General features: G+C 52.8%; 17 protein-coding genes. 2 read left to right on the top strand and 15 right to left on the bottom strand.

What is annotated here, in order from left to right; all coding sequences use genetic code 11:
• From rnhB to rpsB, 15 genes are all read right to left on the bottom strand, one after another.
• The gene (gene rnhB, locus J4613_RS09245; protein ID WP_045341822.1) at positions 1 to 597 is read right to left on the bottom strand and encodes a ribonuclease HII; all 597 of its coding nucleotides are present in this window, start codon (positions 595 to 597) and stop codon (positions 1 to 3) included.
• On the bottom strand, positions 594 to 1742 hold the full coding sequence (gene lpxB / locus J4613_RS09240; RefSeq protein WP_000741216.1) for a lipid-A-disaccharide synthase: 1149 nt from the start codon (positions 1740 to 1742) through the stop codon (positions 594 to 596). Before lpxB ends, rnhB begins: the two co-directional genes overlap by 4 nt.
• Positions 1742 to 2530 (bottom strand): acyl-ACP--UDP-N-acetylglucosamine O-acyltransferase, encoded by a 789-nt coding sequence (lpxA, locus tag J4613_RS09235; RefSeq protein WP_000565950.1) that lies wholly within the window; start codon positions 2528 to 2530, stop codon positions 1742 to 1744. The genes lpxB and lpxA overlap by 1 nt, the downstream gene beginning before the upstream one ends.
• Before the next feature lie 3 nt (positions 2531 to 2533).
• The gene (fabZ, locus tag J4613_RS09230) at positions 2534 to 2989 is read right to left on the bottom strand and encodes a 3-hydroxyacyl-ACP dehydratase FabZ (RefSeq protein WP_000210741.1); all 456 of its coding nucleotides are present in this window, start codon (positions 2987 to 2989) and stop codon (positions 2534 to 2536) included.
• Between the two features lie 105 nt (positions 2990 to 3094).
• Entirely contained in the window at positions 3095 to 4120 is a 1026-nt protein-coding gene (gene lpxD / locus J4613_RS09225; RefSeq protein WP_111742451.1) for a UDP-3-O-(3-hydroxymyristoyl)glucosamine N-acyltransferase, read from the bottom strand.
• Between the two features lie 3 nt (positions 4121 to 4123).
• On the bottom strand, positions 4124 to 4609 hold the full coding sequence (skp, locus tag J4613_RS09220) for a molecular chaperone Skp (RefSeq protein WP_000758966.1): 486 nt from the start codon (positions 4607 to 4609) through the stop codon (positions 4124 to 4126).
• Between the two features lie 122 nt (positions 4610 to 4731).
• A complete protein-coding gene (gene bamA / locus J4613_RS09215; RefSeq protein WP_001240931.1) occupies positions 4732 to 7164 on the bottom strand; it encodes an outer membrane protein assembly factor BamA in 2433 nt (810 codons plus the stop codon).
• A 31-nt stretch (positions 7165 to 7195) separates the two neighbouring features.
• A complete protein-coding gene (rseP, locus tag J4613_RS09210) occupies positions 7196 to 8548 on the bottom strand; it encodes a sigma E protease regulator RseP (protein WP_000949017.1) in 1353 nt (450 codons plus the stop codon).
• 11 nt (positions 8549 to 8559) lie between these two features.
• On the bottom strand, positions 8560 to 9417 hold the full coding sequence (gene cdsA / locus J4613_RS09205; protein WP_000922422.1) for a phosphatidate cytidylyltransferase: 858 nt from the start codon (positions 9415 to 9417) through the stop codon (positions 8560 to 8562).
• 12 nt (positions 9418 to 9429) lie between these two features.
• Positions 9430 to 10188, bottom strand: a complete 759-nt coding sequence (gene ispU / locus J4613_RS09200) for a (2E,6E)-farnesyl-diphosphate-specific ditrans,polycis-undecaprenyl-diphosphate synthase (protein ID WP_000947413.1) — start codon at positions 10186 to 10188, stop codon at positions 9430 to 9432.
• A 312-nt stretch (positions 10189 to 10500) separates the two neighbouring features.
• Positions 10501 to 11697, bottom strand: a complete 1197-nt coding sequence (gene ispC / locus J4613_RS09195) for a 1-deoxy-D-xylulose-5-phosphate reductoisomerase (protein ID WP_000811905.1) — start codon at positions 11695 to 11697, stop codon at positions 10501 to 10503.
• Between the two features lie 141 nt (positions 11698 to 11838).
• Complete coding sequence (gene frr / locus J4613_RS09190) at positions 11839 to 12396, bottom strand: ribosome recycling factor (RefSeq protein WP_000622423.1); 558 nt, start codon at positions 12394 to 12396, stop codon at positions 11839 to 11841.
• A gap of 146 nt (positions 12397 to 12542) precedes the next feature.
• Positions 12543 to 13268 carry a UMP kinase gene (gene pyrH / locus J4613_RS09185; protein ID WP_000224567.1) on the bottom strand — a complete coding sequence of 242 codons (726 nt, stop codon included), beginning with the start codon at positions 13266 to 13268 and terminating at the stop codon, positions 12543 to 12545.
• A 144-nt stretch (positions 13269 to 13412) separates the two neighbouring features.
• Entirely contained in the window at positions 13413 to 14264 is an 852-nt protein-coding gene (tsf, locus tag J4613_RS09180; protein ID WP_000808106.1) for a translation elongation factor Ts, read from the bottom strand.
• A gap of 257 nt (positions 14265 to 14521) precedes the next feature.
• On the bottom strand, positions 14522 to 15247 hold the full coding sequence (rpsB, locus tag J4613_RS09175; RefSeq protein ID WP_000246886.1) for a 30S ribosomal protein S2: 726 nt from the start codon (positions 15245 to 15247) through the stop codon (positions 14522 to 14524).
• A 450-nt stretch (positions 15248 to 15697) separates the two neighbouring features.
• Here rpsB and map point away from each other — a divergent pair, with 450 nt between their 5' ends.
• Positions 15698 to 16492, top strand: a complete 795-nt coding sequence (gene map / locus J4613_RS09170; RefSeq protein WP_001018214.1) for a type I methionyl aminopeptidase — start codon at positions 15698 to 15700, stop codon at positions 16490 to 16492.
• Between the two features lie 237 nt (positions 16493 to 16729).
• The gene (glnD, locus tag J4613_RS09165) at positions 16730 to 19402 is read left to right on the top strand and encodes a bifunctional uridylyltransferase/uridylyl-removing protein GlnD (RefSeq protein WP_001094519.1); all 2673 of its coding nucleotides are present in this window, start codon (positions 16730 to 16732) and stop codon (positions 19400 to 19402) included.
• Positions 19403 to 19412 lie beyond the last annotated feature (10 nt).

Genomic DNA, 19412 nt, shown 5'->3' with positions numbered 1-19412 from the left:
TCAGGACATAAGTCCCAGAGCGCGTTTAACAGGCGCAAAACTGCGTCGGTGGTGCGCCGTCGCGCCATACTGGGCCAACTTTTCCAGATGAAAAGCGGTTGGATAGCCTTTGTGCTGCGCAAAGCCATACTGAGGAAAAACGATATCCAGCGCCGCCATTTCTGCGTCGCGGGTGACTTTCGCCAGAATAGACGCCGCGCTAATCTCCGCCACGCGGCTGTCGCCTTTCACCACGGCCATTGACGGCACAGGCAGCTCCGGACAGCGATTGCCGTCGATCAGCACATATTCTGGCGCAATATGCAGACCAGCGACAGCGCGCTGCATGGCGAGCATGGTGGCGTGCAAAATATTCAACTCATCAATTTCATGCGCTTCCGCGCGTCCCAGACTCCAGCTTAACGCCTTTTCTTTAATCTCGTCATACAATGACAGACGACGCTTTTCAGACAATTTTTTGGAATCATTCAGACCGACGATCGGACGAGCCGGATCGAGGATCACGGCGGCGGTCACTACGGCGCCCACCAGCGGGCCACGGCCCACTTCATCCACACCCGCCACTAAATGGGTGTGTGGATAAACAAATTCGATCATTGTGCTAACTCCAGGACGGCATCTGCCGCCTGCTCATCGGCATTACAGCGGATCTGCTGATGCAGTTCACGGAAGGTGTCGTGCATCGCATGGCTGGTTTTACCGTTCGCCAGTAGCGGCAACAGCGCTTCGGCGAGTTTTTGCGGTTCGCACTCTTCCTGCAACAGCTCTTTGACTAATTCCCTTCCCGCCAGCAGGTTAGGCAAAGACACATACTCCGTTTTCACCAGACGTTTCGCCAGCCAGAAAGTGAAGGGCTTCATACGATACCCCACGACCATCGGGCATTTTGCCAGCATACACTCCAGCGCCGCCGTACCCGAGGCCAGCAGAGCCGCGTCGCTGGCGATCATCGCCTCGCGCGCCATGCCGTCCAGCAAATGAACGGCGAGATCCGGCGCAACCTCCGCTTTAATTTTTTCAAACTGCTCGCGGCGTTTCGCGTTCACCAGAGGCACTACCACTTCCAGATCGGGATAGCGCTGTCGCAGCAATTGTGCGGTTTTCAGGAAGTCGGCGCTGAGCATTTCCACTTCCGCGCCACGGCTGCCTGGCAGTAGCGCCAGACAATGGGCGTCATGCGGGATACCCAGCACGTCGCGCGCCGCATTTTTATCCGGGTCCAGCGGCATGGCATCCGCCATGGTGTGACCGATAAAGCGGCACGGGACGTTAAATTTATCGTAAAACGCTTTTTCGAAAGGCAGAAAAGCCAGCACCATATGGGTGGATCTGCCTATTTTGAAAACGCGTTTCTGTCGCCAGGCCCAAACGGACGGGCTGACATAATGAATGGTCTTAATCCCTTGCTTTTTCAGATTACCTTCGAGGGTAATGTTGAAATCAGGGGCATCAATCCCGACAAAGACATCGGGCTTGAGCTCGGTAAAACGGCGGGTCAGATCGGCGCGGATATGCAACAAACGGCGTAAACGTCCGAGCACTTCAACAATGCCCATGACCGCCAGCTCTTCCATTTCGTACCAGGCTTCACACCCTTCGGCCTGCATACGCGGCCCCGCAACGCCCACAAAGCGGGCGTTGGGTACGCGCGCTTTCAGCGCACGAATTAAGCCTGCGCCAAGAATATCGCCGGACGTTTCACCGGCGACCAGGGCAATCGTTAAAGGACGCTGTGCCGCCATTAACGAATCGGACCGCGCGTTGAACGCTCAAAGAACTCGGTAAACGCCTTCACTTCCGGATGCTTTTCAGCAAGTTCAGCGATTTCCAGCTTCGCTTCGTCGAGCGTTTTACCACTGCGGTACAACAGTTTGTAGGCATTACGAATCGCCACCAGCCCTTCACGGCTAAAGCCGCGACGCTTCAGCCCTTCGATATTTACCCCGAACGGCGTCGCATGGTTACCCTGCGCAATCACATACGGAGGGACATCCTGCGCCACGCCGGAGCAGCCGCCGACCATCACATGCGCACCGATAATGCAGAATTGATGAACTGCCGTCATACCGCCGATGATCGCAAAATCATCGACTGATACATGCCCCGCCAGCGTGGCGTTGTTGGCGAGGATACAGCGATTACCTACCGTACAATCATGTGCGACATGCGCATTGATCATCAGCAGGTTATCGCTACCCACCTTCGTCAACCCACCGCCCTGCACTGTACCACGATGAATGGTGACGCTTTCGCGGATGCGGTTACGATCGCCAATTTCCACACGGGTCGGCTCACCCGCATATTTCAGATCCTGGTTCACTTCACCGATGGAGGCAAACTGATAAATCTCGTTGTCGCGGCCGATTTTGGTTTGACCATTCACGACCACATGAGACTTCAGTACGGTTCCCTCACCAATTTCGACCTGCGGCCCAACAATACAAAAGGGACCAATGTGGGCATTAGCGCCAATTACAGCGCCGTCTTCCACAATGGCGGTAGGATGAATAAAGGCGGATTTATCAATCACGAATCAGGCCTCCCGGCTACGAGCACACATCATGGTTGCTTCGCACACGACTTTACCGTCGACCAGCGCAACCCCTTTAAAGCGGGTCAGGCCACGGCGCGTTTTCTCGAAAGTGACTTCCATGATCATCTGATCGCCTGGCACCACCGGACGCTTAAAGCGCGCTTCATCAATACCCGCGAAATAATACAGTTCGCCAGGTTCCAGTTTACCAACGCTTTTAAACGCCAGAATACCGGTTGCCTGCGCCATCGCTTCCAGAATCAGCACGCCTGGCAAAATCGGTTTGCCCGGGAAGTGTCCCTGGAAAAACGGCTCGTTGACGGAGACATTTTTCACCGCACGCAGAAAACGACCTTCTTCAAAGTCCAGCACGCGATCGACCAGTAAAAACGGAAAACGGTGCGGCAGAAGCTCTAAAATCTCTTCAATCTGCAGAGTATGAGTGTTAGTAGTCAAAATACTCTTCCTGTCCAAATATACAAAAAGGCAATAATAACACGGCCTGCCGCAATCGTATGAATGTGACAGGCCGGAAAAGAATGGCAACTACAAGGCGGAACGTTAGTCTTGTTGATTAACCTTGCGCTCAATCGCTTTGAGACGCTTGCTCATATCATCAATGTTCATCACCAGTGCAGCAGTTTTACGCCATACTTTGTTGGGTTGCAGCGGAATGCCTGAGGAGTAGACGCCCGGTTCCGTGATGGGACGCATCACCATACCCATGCCAGTTACCGTGACTTTGTCGCATATTTCCATATGCCCATTGATCACGCTGGCGCCGCCAATCATGCAGTAACGGCCAATCTTCAGGCTACCCGCCATAATGACGCCACCGGCAACTGCCGTATTGTCGCCAATCACGACGTTATGTGCAATCTGGCACTGATTATCAATAATCACGCCATTGCCAATAACAGTATCATCCAACGCGCCACGGTCAATGGTGGTACAAGCGCCGATCTCGACACGATCGCCAATAATGACCCGGCCCAGTTGTGGGATCTTCACCCAGTTGCCACGATCGTTAGCGTAGCCAAAACCGTCCGCGCCGATCACCGTACTGGACTGGATCAGGCAATTCTCACCGATCTGAATGTCGTGGTAAATCGTTACGTTCGCCCACAAGCGTGAACCCGCCCCGATTTTGCTATTTTTTCCGACGAAACAGCCTGCGCCGATAACCACGTTATCGCCCAGTTGTACGCCAGATTCAATCACCGCATTCGCGCCGACTGAAACATTGCTACCCAGCGTTGCCGTCGCATCAATCACGGCGCTTGGCGCGATATTCTGCGCGGGCTGCGGCGTAGTATCTAAAATTTGCGCCATGCGCGCGTAGATCAGGTAGGGATTTTTAACTACCAGCGCCGCGCTCTTGGCAAAAGGAAGATCGTCCTGCGTCATGACAACCGCAGAAGCCTGGCATAAACCTAAGTGTTCACGGTACTTAGGATTTACCATAAACGTAATGTGGCCTGTTGTTGCAGATTGCATGGACGCAACGCCGGTGATGACGATATCGCCATCACCGTGTAATTCTGCATCCAACTGTTCTGCTAAGTCAGCCAGTCGAATTGAAGGCATTACTTATTTAACCTGTTTCAGTACGTCAGCGGTGATGTCTTTCACATCGCTGCTGTTGTAAGCAACGGTGTTTGCGTCTACCACCAGATCGATACTCTGGTCGTTAGCCACTTTTTTCACCGCAGTCTGGATACGAGTCACCAGTTTGTTGCGTTCTTCGTTGGAACGACGAGCGCGATCTTTCTCAAAAGCCTGCGCTTTTTGCGCGAAAGTCTGGCGCTGAGACATCACGTCTTTTTCCAGCTTAGTACGATCGCTACCTGCTTTCATGGATTGCAGACGCTGCATTTTAGATTGCAGATCGGTTTCCATTTTTTGCAGTTCAGCCGCACGGCCTTTAAATTCGTTTTCCAGTGTATTGGATACACCCGTCTTCTGCGCAACCTGTTGGAACAGATTACCCATGTTGACGATTGCAATTTTGTCAGCAGCCTGTGCGGACGTTACCATCGCCAAACCAAGACCTGCAGCTAATAACCACTTTTTCACAATAAACTCCTTACCATCCCATTTGCACCCGAAGGTACAGCTCTTTGCGTGGCCTGGCGATCCCCGGGGGCATCGCCAAAAGTCATCGCTACACTACCAATGCATTCCTTTGCAGTGAACAATTACCAGGTTTTACCAATGTTAAACTGGAACTGCTCGGCTTTGTCTCCATCGTACTTTTTAAACGGCTGGGCGTAGGAGAAGACCAACGGCCCCAATGGGGACATCCATTGTAATGCGATACCCGCGGACATACGGATGTTGCTCGGATCGCTGTAGTCCGGATAACCAGAATACTGGCTGGAATCCCAGTTAGTATCCCAGACGGTCCCCATATCCCAGAAGAAAGAAGTACGGACCGAATTAGCATATTTCTCGCTGATAAACGGCGTCGGCGTGATAAATTCCAGGCTGGCGACCGCCATCGCGTTACCCCCTACCGCATCATCCGACTTACACATATCTTTTGCGCCGTCCTGCGTCGCGCAATCGTAGTCTTCATCAGCATCGTAATTTTTAGGGTTATAGGGATAATAGACCGCCTTAGGACCAATGGTATTGGACTGGAAGCCACGAACGGTACTGGAACCACCGGCATAGAAGTTCTCATAGAACGGCATTTCTTTACCGCCTAAACCATCGCCATAACCAAAGCGGGTACGGCCCAGAATGACCCACTTATGATCGTTATCGATCGGTACATAGGTCGCGGTATCCAACGTCGCTTTATAGTATTCGTTATCCGATCCCGGAATCGTCACCTTACCCGTCAGGTTGATACGCGTACCTTCCGTCGGGAAGTAACCACGGTCTAGTTTGTTGTAGGTCCAGCCGTAGTTAAAGGTGAAGTCATCAGTGCTAAAACTATTATCCTGATCATTAGTACTCGGATACTGACCCATTGATGCCAGATAACGCCACATTGCAACCTGCGGTTCCATATTGGACAGGGAGTTATGCACATACCCTAAACCAGCACGCAACGTGTTGTACTCGTTGATGGGGAAGCCAAGCGTCACATCCGTACCGTAACTCTTGTTGGTATAGTCGGATAGATCCGCATCGTCCGCCTGGAAGTCGTTATAGAAGATACGACCACCGAGGCTCACGCCGTCAACGGTAAAGTATGGGTTAGTAACGGACAGTTCGCTGTAGGTCTGGTAGTCGTTTTTGGTGCCGTTAATCCCCACGGAATAACCAGTACCTAACCAGTTGTCCTGCTGAACGCCGGCCTGGAAGCTAACGCCGCTTTCTGTACCATAACCGATACCGAAGTTAAAGCTACCGGTGTTGCGCTCTTTCACCTTGTACACCACATCAACCTGATCCGGGCTACCCGGAACGCGCTGCGTGTCGGTGTCGACGGTTTCAAAGAAGCCGAGACGGTTCAGACGCTCTTTCCCCTGGTCAACCAGGTCGCTGCCCAGCCACGCCCCTTCCATCTGGCGCATTTCACGGCGCAGAACGGAATCTTTTGAGGTATCGTTGCCTTCAAAGCGGATCTTACGCACGTAGAAACGGTTGCCCGCATCGACGTTTACGCGCAGTTTTACGGTTTTGTCAGCATCGTTAATTTCAGGCTGTGACTGCACGCGCGGATAGGCGTAACCATAGCGACCCAGAAGCTTTTTGATGTCATCTTCCATTTTGGTCACTTTGGTGCCGTTATAGAGCTCGCCCGGTTCAATTTTCGTCAGTTTCTCAATTTCAGCGGAATGTCCGGCCAGGTTACCGCTCACCTGAACCCCGGAAAGCTTGTACTGATCGCCTTCGGTGATATTGACGGTGATGTAGATCCCTTTCTTATCCGGCGTCAGACTCACTTGCGTGGAGTCAATATTGAAACGCGCGTAGCCGCGATCCAGATAGTAGCTGCGCAAGGTTTCAAGGTCGCCCGCCAGCTTCTGTTTCTGGTATTTACGATCGCCGACGACGTTCCACCACGGCACTTCGTCACGCAACTGGAAATGAGAAATGAGTTCTTCGGTGCTAAAGGCATGGTTACCGACGATGTTGATCTGTTGGATCTTCGCCGATACGCCCTCCTGGAACACCAGTTTAAGATCAACACGGTTGCGCGGCAGCGGCGTGACGACCGCCTTAACGCTGGCGCTGTATTTACCTACGCTATAGTAAAAGTCTTCCAGACCTTTTTCGATATCAGACAACGTGGTGCGATCCAGAGACTCGCCAACACGTACGCCAGACGCTTCGAGGTTTTGCTTGAGCATGTCATCTTTCACCGACTTGTTCCCGGAGAAAGTGATGCTGGCAATGGTCGGACGTTCTTTTACCTGAACCAGAAGGGTATTACCATCGCGCAGGACGCGGACGTCCTCAAAGTTGCCGGTGGCGAACAGAGCGCGAATGGTGTTACTGATATCTTCATCATTAACCGTGTCGCCTGTGCGCACCGGCATACTGAGGAGAGCCGCACCAACGGCGACTCGCTGCAGGCCTTCGAAATGAATGTCCTTCACTACGAACCCTTCAGCACCGTATACGGTGGCGCTGCTGAACAGCAGCGACGCTATGAGCAACTTTTTCATCGCCATCGTTATTATGCGTTCTTCCTAACTAACTCTCTTACAACCGAGAGAAATCATTGAAAAGTGCAAGCCCCATTAACAACACCAGCAAAATCGAGCCAATGCGATAACTAAAGTCTTGAACCCGCTCGGATACCGGCCCGCCCTTAAGCTTTTCAATCGCCAGGAACAGCAGATGACCCCCGTCAAGAACGGGCAGCGGAAACAGGTTAATTATCCCTAAGTTCACGCTGATTAGCGCAAGGAACATCAGGTAATAAATCACCCCGAACTCCGCTGACATCCCAGCCCCCTGAGCGATAGAAATCGGCCCACTGAGGTTGTTCAGTTTCACATCACCGGTTATCAATTTACCCAGCATACTGACCGTCAGCTTCATCAACTGCCACGTCTTATCCGTGGCTTCGAGGATGGCGCTAAAAGGCCCATACTGGCGTATAGTCTTGTACTCTTCCGGCAGAGGAATAATTTTAGGCACCACGCCTGCAAACCCTTCCGCCTTTCCGTTAACCGATTTCGTATCCGGCGTTAACGTCAACGACAAGGCGCTCCCCTGCCTTTCAATCTCTAACGCTAACGGCTTACCGGGATTATCGCGTACAAACGTCACGAATTTCATCCACTGCGTTAACGGCTGACCATCGACTTTAACGATCCTGTCGCCCGCTTGCAAACCCGCTTTACTGGCTGCGGAATTCGCCTGCACTTCTGACAGTACCGGTTCAATCTGTGGCCCGCGGGGCCGAATCCCTAAAGAAGATACAGGATCTTGCTTATCAGGCTCAAATGCCCAGTGACGTAAATCAAGCGTTTTGTCCTGCCGCTGGTCGCTACCAAACGGCGCGACGCTCACCGTCGTCTGCTGATCGCCAATTTTGGACACCAGTTGTAAACGCACGGCATCCCAATCAGGGGTTTCGATACCATCAACGGCTTTAAGTTCCGTACCAGGCGCAATTTGCGCCTGCGCAGCAATCGAGTTGGGCGTTATTTCGCCAATGACCGGACGAACGCCAGGGACGCCGATGATAAAGACCAGCCAGTAAGCAAAGATAGCAAAAATGAAGTTCGCAACCGGACCTGCGGCAATAATTGCGGCGCGCTGGCCCACCGTTTTGTTATTGAAGGCGTGACGACGCAATTCCGGCGCTACCGGTTCGGCGCGTTCATCCAGCATTTTGACGTAGCCGCCCAGCGGGATCAGGGCGATGACATACTCGGTGCCGTACCGATCGGTACGACGCCAGAGCGCTTTGCCAAAACCGATGGAAAAGCGCTCAACTCGCACACCGCAGCGCCGGGCAACCCAGAAATGACCAAATTCATGCACAGTGATCAGCACGCCCAGTGCGATGATGAATGCAGCCAGATTCCAGAGAATACTCAGCATAAAACCTTCCGTTAGAGCGTCCTGAACACCAGTAACAACAGGCAAGCAAAGACCGGTACGGCAGCCGTCAGGCTGTCAATTCGGTCCAGAATGCCGCCATGGCCTGGAATCAAGTGGCCGCTATCCTTAATTCCTGCTTCGCGCTTAAACATACTCTCGGTGAGGTCGCCCAGTACAGAAGCCAGAGCCGCCACCACAGAGCAAATCAGCAAGATAACAGGCGCAACATTCAGATTCGCCCACATACCGTAACCCCATGAGATCACGGCAGCCGTAGCAAGCCCGCCGATAAACCCTTGCCAGGTTTTACCCGGGGAAACCTTCGGCGCCAGCTTATGTTTGCCAAATAATTTACCAAACATGTACGCGCCAGAGTCCGCTCCCCAGACCAGGATCATGACATAGAGTAGCCATATTGCGCCACTGTAATGATTCTCGTCATAGTGCCAGGCACGCAGCGCCAGCATGCCCCAGAAAAATGGCACAATAGTTAACAAACCGAAAATGAGACGCAATGTTTTTGAGTTGCGCCAGATTGCCGCCGAACCGGGATAAAATAGCACCAGCAGTAGCGCGACAACCCACCATCCTAACGATGCCCAAAGCGACATCTCAACCAGCGGTTGACGAATGTTGTGATGATACTCAGGCAACAAAAATAGCATCAGCGCCAATAACAGACCACACAGCACCGCCAGCCAAACCCGCTGTGAACGCGCGGCGAAACCGCTTAACTGTCCCCATTCCCACGCGGCCAGCATACAGACAACCAGCGTAATAATAGCGAACCCCACCGGCGGCAATAAAAAAAGCGCAGCGATGACCGCGGGTATTAACACAAAAGCAGAAATCAGGCGATACTTCAGCAAAAGCAACCCCCATCAGGCTTTGTCATCACCAGGCTCGGTACCGCCGAAACGACGCTCTCGATTAGCAAAGGCATGCAGCGCACCTTCAAAGTCTTGTTCATCGAAATCGGGCCAAAGAACATCCGTAAAGTAAAGTTCGGCATAGGCAATTTGCCAAAGCAAAAAGTTACTAATGCGATGCTCTCCCCCAGTCCTAATTACTAAATCCACAGGCGCCAGCTCATGCATACAGATTTGCTGGCCTAGTCTCTCTTCATCAATCTGATCGGGGCGCAGCACTCCAGCCTGCACCTGTTCCGCCAGTTGTCGGACTCCCTGGACAATATCCCAACGTCCGCCGTAATTCGCAGCGATATTCAGCGTTAGACCCGTATTATGGGCGGTAAGCGCTTCTGATTTGCGAATACGTTCTTGTAAACGTGAGTTGAATCGGCTGATATCGCCGATAATACGCAGGCGAACGTTATGGCGGTGCAGGCTTTTGACTTCGCTATCCAGCGCCCACACAAACAGCTCCATTAACGCGCTCACTTCCTGCGCCGGTCGGTTCCAGTTTTCACTACTAAAGGCATACAGCGTTAACGCATCAATACCGTTATTGGCAGCAAAAGAGACCGCTCGCCGGACGGACTTCGCCCCGGCTTTATGCCCAAAGGCCCGGATCTTCCCTTGCTTTTTCGCCCAGCGACCATTGCCATCCATAATTATTGCAACATGACGGCAGCCATGCGCTGGCAAATTTTCGCTTACTGGTTGAGTTGCAGACAACATAACGCGTTTTTTGTCCCTGAAAGGATTTAGCGGTACTCAGGAATACTGAAGCCTTTATACACATTCTCTTCGGTTCGCTTCGCGGATGACTGCGCGTCATCGCCCCTGTCGTGCGCTGTCTGCGCACGCCGGGAACGTATTCGCCTGCCGTCCCGATGCGTCCTGAATGATTTTGTGTATCCACAAAAAAGCCGTGTAAAACCACGGCTAACCTGACCGAAAAAAGCCAAAAACCTGCGATCAGGTGGCGCAGACTATATCACCGAAGCCCAACGCTAACAAATAGCACGATCTTCTGTCGCGGGATAATCGTCAGCGTGAGAGCCGTATCACTTGTTTTCTGGCTACTTCACGCGCGATGGCGTCAACCTGCAATACGTCCTCAACGCTTGCCGGTTCCTGTAAATCCATCCTCTCCAGCACCGCTAAATTGAGCCCGGCGATATCGGTAAAACGAATCTGTTGCGCCAGAAACGCGGCAACGGTGATTTCGTTTGCCGCATTGAGCGCCGTCGTTGCCGCCTGACCTTGCTCAAACGCCTCCATCGCCAGCTTCAGGCACGGATAACGCTGATAATCTGGCGCGCTAAACGTCAGCGCGCTGAGTTTGCAAAAATCAAGCGGCTGCGCGCCGGACGTGACGCGATTCGGCCATGCCATCGTATGCGCAATAGGCGTACGCATGTCAGGTTCTCCAAGCTGCGCCAGGACGCTGCCGTCCTGATAACGCACCATCGAATGAATGACCGATTGCGGATGGATCAACACTTCCATCTGACGTGCGCTGGCATTAAATAACCAACGCGCTTCAATGTATTCCAGACCTTTATTCATCATGGTGGCGGAGTCGACGGAGATTTTTCGCCCCATCGACCAGTTCGGATGACGACATGCCTGATCCGGCGTCATCGCTGCCAGATCGCACATTGGCGTTTCACGAAACGGGCCACCAGACCCGGTAAGCAAAATCGACGTTACGCCATTTTGCTCAAGGTCAGCGTATCCCAGATTATGCTGAATAGATTGCGGCAAACTCTGAAAAATCGCGTTATGTTCGCTATCGACGGGTAAAAGCCGGGCGTTGCTGCGTTTTACTTCGTCCATAAACAGCCGCCCGCAGGTCACCAGCGATTCTTTATTCGCCAGCAGAATCGTCTTCCCTGCGCGAATCGCCGCCAGGGTCGGCAGTAAACCAGCCGCGCCCACAATGGCCGCCATCACATGCCCGACCTCATCAAGCGCCGCCATCTCACAGGCAGCCTGCTGACCGCTCAGAACCTCAGTGCGGCTGCCATGCTGCTGAAGCATTATTTTGAGCTGTTCTGCGCTCGACGTATCGTCCATCACGGCATAACGCGGCGAGAACTCCAGGCACTGCTCCGCCATGCGGGCGACATTTTTACCCGCCACCAGCGCGATAACGCGGAAGCTATCAGGATTATGGCGCACCACGTCCAGTGTGCTGCAACCAATAGAGCCGGTCGAGCCCAGAATGGTTAATTGCTTCATGAAACGTCCAGAAGTGTTGAAACGGAATAAAAAGCAAAACGCCGCACAGGAGACCTGATAATGTCTTCTGCGCGGCGCTTTGTACACCACTCATCCGCCAGGTTTAGCGGTGGAATGAGTTTATATCTGCGTACAGATCAATCAGAACTGCATCAGTTCTGCTTCTTTATCTGCCAACGCCGCATCAACTTTCTTAATTGCCGCGTCGGTCATTTTCTGTACTTCTTCCTGAGAGCGACGATCGTCATCTTCACTGATCGCTTTATCTTTCAGCAGAGCTTTTACTTTATCGTTCGCATCACGGCGGACGTTACGAACGGCGACACGCGCCTGCTCCGCTTCGCCACGGACAATTTTCGTCAGATCTTTACGACGTTCTTCGGTCAGCGGCGGCAGCGGAACGCGAATGTCGGTGCCCGCAGAGCTTGGATTCAAACCGAGGTCTGACGCCATGATCGCTTTTTCAACGGCTGGCCCCATAGAACGGTCAAACACGTTAATTTTTAAGGTACGGGAGTCTTCTACCGTTACGCTTGCCAACTGACGCAGCGGGGTCGGAGTGCCATAGTATTCTACGACAATACCATCCAGCAGGCTGGGAGAAGCACGACCCGTGCGCACTTTGCTGATTTGGGTTTTGAACGCTTCAACGCATTTTTCCATGCGTACTTCAGCATCTTTTCTGATATCGCTAATCACGTTACGAATCCTTGAAAACTAGTCTCAGTCAGACCAGACGGTCACACAATACAAAGATGTGCTAAGTATAGTCTCGTTTAATTTCTGCCAGGTAATAAGACCCGTCAATAGAACAGAATCTTACCCGTATTTGGCGCTCACGGGAATTATTCCGTGATTAACGTCCCTTCTTTTTCGCCCATCACCACACGACGCAGCGCGCCTGGTTTGTTCATGTTGAAAACACGAATCGGCAGTTTGTGGTCACGAGCCAGCGTGAACGCCGCCAGATCCATCACTTTCAGCTCTTTATCCAGCACTTCGCTGTAGGTCAGCTGATCGTACATGGTCGCGGAAGGATCTTTTGCCGGATCGGCAGTGAATACGCCATCCACTTTGGTCGCTTTCAGTACGACATCCGCTTCAATTTCGATCCCGCGCAGACAGGCTGCAGAGTCGGTAGTGAAGAACGGGTTACCCGTACCTGCAGACAGAATCACAACACGGTTATTACGCAGCAGGCTAATCGCCTCGGCCCAACTGTAGTTGTCGCACACGCCGTTTAAAGGAATTGCCGACATCAGGCGGGCGTTCACATAGGCGCGGTGAAGCGCATCACGCATTGCCAGGCCGTTCATGACGGTGGCCAACATGCCCATGTGGTCGCCCACAACGCGGTTCATCCCCGCTTTTGCCAGACCCGCGCCACGGAACAGGTTACCACCGCCAATCACCACACCAACCTGAATACCCAGTTCAACCAGTTCTTTGATCTCCTGAGCCATACGATCCAGTATGCTTGCATCAATACCGAAGCCTTCCGTACCCTGCAGAGCTTCGCCGCTTAATTTAAGCAGAATGCGTTTATAGACGGGTTTTGCATTGGTAGCCATGTTTCTTTCCTGAGACTGTCAACGATTGATATGAGTTAATTCCGGCGACATTGTACGTCGCATTTCAGCGCAGACGCCAGGCGTCGGCTGATTTTACAAGAGAGGCGCAAAAAGAAGCCGCCCTCAGGCGGCTCCTCAGGAAAATCAGGACTGCTTAGACATCGCAGCAACTTCTGCTGCAAAGTCAGTCTCGACTTTCTCAATGCCTTCGCCCACTTCAAAGCGGATGAAGCCAGTCACGTCAGCGTTGTGCTCTTTCAGCAGTTGGCCAACAGATTTGCTCGGTTCCATGACGAAAGGCTGACCAGTCAGAGAAACTTCGCCGGTGAATTTCTTCATGCGGCCTTCAACCATTTTCTCTGCGATTTCTTTCGGCTTACCGGACTGCATCGCGATGTCCAGCTGTACCTGGTACTCTTTCTCTACCACGTCAGCAGACACGTCTTCCGGCTTAACGAATTCCGGCTTGCTTGCCGCAACGTGCATCGCCAGCTGTTTAACCAGCTCTTCGTCAGCGCCTTTAGCGGCAACCAGAACGCCGATGCGCGCACCGTGCTGGTAAGAACCCAGAACGTCGCCTTCCAGGGAAGCGACGCGACGAATGTTGATGTTCTCGCCGATTTTCGCTACCAGGGCAACGCGCTCTTCTTCGAACTGTGCTTTCAGAACTTCTACGTCAGTGATTTTGCCAGCAACAGCGGCGTCCAGCACTTTGTCAGCAAATGCCTGGAAGCCAGCATCTTTAGCCACGAAGTCAGTCTGGCAGTTAACTTCCAGAATGAAAGCGACGTTGCCGTCGATTTTGGTTTTGATTACGCCGTCAGCAGCCACGTTGCCTGCTTTTTTCGCCGCTTTGATAGCGCCGGACTTACGCATGTTTTCGATTGCCAGCTCAATGTCGCCATTCGCTTCAGTCAGCGCTTTTTTGCAATCCATCATGCCTGCGCCGGTACGCTCACGCAGCTCTTTTACCAGGGATGCGGTAATTTCAGCCATTCTAAAATCCTCGAAAGATTTGATCTGCCCGGCATCAAACCGCACAGATATAAAAGTGAAAAAGGGGGCCATATACAGGCCCCCTAACCAAACGTGATACTACCTGGTCTATAAGGGCTCTCCCCTTCATATTTCGAGCCGCAGGCGCGTTGCCTTCACTCGCTCATCCCGGTCACTTACTGATGTAAGCTCCCGGGAATTCTCGAGCTTGCCGCCTTCCTGCAACTCGAACTATTTTAGGGAGTTATCAAGCCTTATTACTCGGCTTCTACGAAGCTTTCTTCCGCCTGGGAAGCCAGATCCTGAGAACGGCCTTCACGAACGGTTGCAGCGACAGCGCCCAGGTACAGGCTAACAGCACGGATTGCGTCATCGTTACCCGGGATAACGAAGTCAACGCCGTCCGGATCAGAGTTGGTATCAACGATAGCAAATACCGGGATACCCAGGTTGTTCGCTTCTTTGATAGCAATGTGCTCGTGGTCAGCATCGATAACGAACAGAGCGTCCGGCAGACCGCCCATGTCTTTGATACCGCCCAGGCTGTTTTCCAGTTTCTCAAGCTCACGAGTACGCATCAGCGCTTCTTTCTTGGTCAGCTTTTCGAAAGTACCGTCCTGAGACTGAGTTTCCAGGTCTTTCAGACGTTTGATGGACTGACGAACTGTTTTCCAGTTAGTCAGCATACCGCCCAGCCAGCGATGGTTCACGAAGAACTGGTCGCAGCTGTTAGCAGCTTCTTTCACCGCTTCGCTTGCAGCGCGTTTAGTACCAACGAAAAGGATTTTACCTTTACGAGCAGAGATCTTGTTCAGTTCAGCCAGAGCTTCGTTGAACATCGGTACAGTTTTCTCAAGGTTGATGATGTGAACTTTGTTACGCGCGCCGAAGATGAAAGGCTTCATTTTCGGGTTCCAGTAACGGGTCTGGTGACCAAAGTGAACACCAGCCTTGAGCATGTCGCGCATGGAAACAGTTGCCATGATTTAAAACCTCTATAGATTAAGTTGGGGTTATGCCTCCACGTATCCCATATTACCGACCCCAAAGGGCACCCCGGAATATGTGCCGATACGTGTGTGTTGTTACACAAAGTGAGATTTGTCGCTCCCGTCCATCGTGTGTAGTCTTCGAATGGATCGGAAGTCCGGCGCGCTTTATACCACAAATACGCCACCGACACCAATAATTGTTGGCACTCAGTGCTGAATTGAACGATGAATTTCTTGTTACAGGCAGGCGGCAAATTTTTGCATCCCCGGGAGCTTACGGCCAATAAGTGACTGGGGTGAAAAAATGTCGCCAACGCACCTGTGGCACGAAAGGCGAAGTTCAGAATGATTCTCAATTTGGCAGGGTACACCCCTGACTGATACCATTGTCAGCACTTACACAATTATTGCCGAAATCATCGGCACTGATGGACAGAATTCATGGCTATCTCTATCAAGACATCTGAAGACATCGAAAAAATGCGCGTCGCGGGCCGTCTGGCAGCCGAAGTGCTGGAAATGATCGAACCGTATATCAAACCGGGAGTCACCACCGGCGAACTGGACCGTATCTGTAACGATTACATCGTTAACGAACAACACGCGATCTCCGCCTGCCTCGGCTACCACGGCTATCCGAAATCCGTCTGTATTTCTATTAATGAAGTGGTGTGCCACGGCATTCCGGATGACGCTAAACATCTGAAAGATGGTGATATCGTCAACATCGACGTGACCGTGATTAAAGATGAATTCCACGGCGATACCTCGAAGATGTTTATCGTCGGCAAACCGACCATTCTGGGCGAGCGTCTGTGCCGCGTCACGCAAGAGAGCCTGTATCTGGGCATCAAAATGGTGAAACCGGGCATCCGCCTGCGCACCATTGGCGCCGCCATCCAGAAATATGCCGAAGGCGAAGGTTTCTCCGTGGTACGTGAATACTGCGGACACGGTATTGGTCGCGGCTTCCATGAAGAACCGCAGGTGCTGCATTATGATGCAGACGATGGCGGCGTCGTGTTGCAGCCTGGCATGACCTTTACCATTGAACCGATGCTGAACGCCGGGGATTACCGTATCCGCACCATGAAAGACGGCTGGACGGTAAAAACCAAAGACCGCAGCTTGTCTGCTCAGTACGAGCATACTATTGTGGTAACGGAAAACGGCTGTGAAATTCTGACGCTGCGTAAAGATGACACCATCCCGGCGATCATCACACACGACGAATAATGTTTTGCCTGATGGCGATGCCTTCGCATCTTATCAGGCCTACAAATTACACCTTTACTCAAAATCATTCGAGTTGCCTCAAGGCGGCAAGAGAGTGAATCTTCAGGAGCGTACATAAGTACGTGACTGGAGTGAACGAGCGCAGCCAACGTAGAAGCAACTTGAAGGATGAAGAGTAAATACGTAGGCCGGATAAGGCGTTCACGCCATTATCCGGCTTTTTAATGGGTGGCGCATATGAATACTCTTCCTGAACAGCACGCGAATACCGCACTCCCCACCCTCCCTGACCAGCCGCAAAACCCTGGCGTCTGGCCGCGCGCTGAACTGACCGTCGCCGGTATCAAAGCCCGCATCGACATCTTTCAACACTGGCTGGGAGAGGCATTTGACAGCGGCATTTGTGCTGAACAGCTTATTGAAGCCCGAACCGAATTTATCGACCAGTTGTTGCAACGCCTGTGGATTGAGGCCGGTTTCGGTCAGATTGCCGATCTGGCGCTGGTCGCCGTCGGCGGCTATGGACGCGGCGAACTGCATCCGCTTTCCGATATTGATCTGCTCATTTTAAGCCGCAAAAAGCTACCCGATGAACAGGCGCAAAAGGTCGGCGAGCTGCTGACTTTATTATGGGACGTCAAGCTGGATGTCGGGCATAGCGTACGTACGCTGGAAGAGTGTCTGCTGGAAGGTCTGTCTGATTTAACCGTTGCGACAAACCTCATCGAAACGCGCCTGCTGATCGGTGATGTCGCTCTGTTTCTGGCACTGCAAAAACATATTTTCAGCGAAGGTTTTTGGCCGTCCGACAAATTTTACGCCGCCAAAGTAGAAGAGCAGAACCAGCGCCACCAGCGCTATCACGGTACCAGCTATAATCTGGAGCCGGATATTAAAAGCAGCCCCGGCGGCCTGCGCGATATCCATACGTTACAGTGGGTCGCCCGACGTCACTTCGGCGCTACCTCGCTCGATGAGATGGTGGGATTCGGCTTTTTAACCCCCGCTGAGCGCGCGGAGCTCAACGAGTGCCTGCATATCCTGTGGCGCATTCGCTTTGCGCTACATTTGGTGGTCAGCCGCTACGATAACCGCCTGCTGTTCGACCGCCAGTTAAGCGTCGCTCAACGCCTTAACTACAGCGGCGAGGGCAATGATCCGGTTGAGCGGATGATGAAAGACTACTTCCGGGTTACGCGCCGGGTGAGCGAACTTAATCAGATGCTGCTTCAGCTATTTGACGAGGCGATTCTGGCGCTGCCTGCGGATGAAAAACCGCGTCCTGTTGACGATGAGTTTCAACTGCGCGGCACGCTCATTGATCTGCGTGACGACACGCTGTTTATCCGCGAACCGCAAGCGATCCTGCGCATGTTTTATATGATGGTGCGCAATAGCGCGATCACCGGCATCTACTCTACGACGTTACGCCATTTGCGCCACGCCCGCCGCCACCTGAGCCAACCGCTGTGTTACATCCCGGAGGCGCGCACTCTGTTTCTTAGTATGCTACGCCATCCCGGCGCGGTCAGCCGCGGTCTGTTGCCGATGCATCGCCACAGCGTACTGTGGGCTTATATGCCGCAGTGGTCGCACATCGTCGGACAAATGCAGTTTGACCTGTTCCACGCATACACGGTGGATGAACACACCATCCGCGTAATGCTCAAACTGGAGAGCTTTGCGAAAGAAGAGACGCGCCAGCGCCATCCGCTATGCGTCGATCTCTGGCCGCGGCTTCCCCATCCGGAACTGATCCTGATCGCCGCGCTGTTCCACGATATTGCGAAAGGACGCGGCGGCGACCATTCGGTACTGGGCGCGCAGGATGTACTCACCTTCGCCGAACTGCACGGTTTGAACTCACGCGAAACGCAACTGGTCGCCTGGCTGGTGCGCCAACACCTGCTGATGTCAGTCACCGCCCAGCGCCGCGACATCCAGGATCCGGAAGTCATTAAGCAGTTTGCCGAAGAGGTGCAAACCGAAACACGGCTGCGTTTTCTGGTCTGCCTGACCGTCGCGGACATCTGCGCGACCAACGAAACCTTGTGGAATAGCTGGAAACAGAGCCTGCTGCGCGAGCTGTACTTCGCCACTGAAAAACAGCTCAGGCGTGGAATGCAAAATACGCCGGATATGCGTGAGCGCGTGCGTCACCATCAGCTTCAGGCGCTGGCGCTGCTGCGAATGGACAATATTGATGAAGCCGCGCTGCACAAAATCTGGACCCGCTGTCGCGCTAACTATTTTGTTCGTCATAGTCCAAATCAGCTCGCCTGGCACGCACGCCATTTATTGCAGCACGATCTGCGCCAACCGTTAGTGTTGCTCAGTCCGCAGGCCACGCGCGGCGGAACCGAAATTTTTATCTGGAGTCCGGACAGACCCTATCTGTTTGCCGCCGTCTGCGCCGAGCTGGACAGGCGTAATTTAAGCGTCCATGACGCGCAGATCTTTACCACTCGCGACGGCATGGCAATGGATACGTTTATCGTTCTGGAACCAGACGGCAGCCCGCTGGCGGCGGATCGCCATGACGTTATTCGCACCGGTCTTGAACAAACCATTACGCAGCGTAGCTGGCAGCCGCCGCAGCCGCGTCGGCAACCGGCAAAGTTACGGCACTTTACGGTCGAAACGGAAGTCAATTTTCTGCCCACCCATACCGACAGAAAATCATTCATGGAATTGATCGCGCTCGATCAACCTGGTCTGCTGGCCAGGGTCGGACAAATTTTTGCCGATCTGGGAATTTCGCTTCATGGCGCCCGAATTACAACCATTGGTGAACGAGTAGAAGATTTATTCATAATCGCCACAGCGGATCGGCGCGCACTTAATAATGTGCTGCAACTTGAGGTGCAACAACGGTTGACAGCGGCCCTCAATCCAAACGATAAAGGGTAGTGTGTTTATT

The organism is Salmonella sp. 32020114201800008SM (genome assembly GCF_017572025.1).
Taxonomy (GTDB): domain Bacteria; phylum Pseudomonadota; class Gammaproteobacteria; order Enterobacterales; family Enterobacteriaceae; genus Salmonella; species Salmonella enterica.
This window is presented reverse-complemented; position numbering and strand designations above follow the sequence as displayed.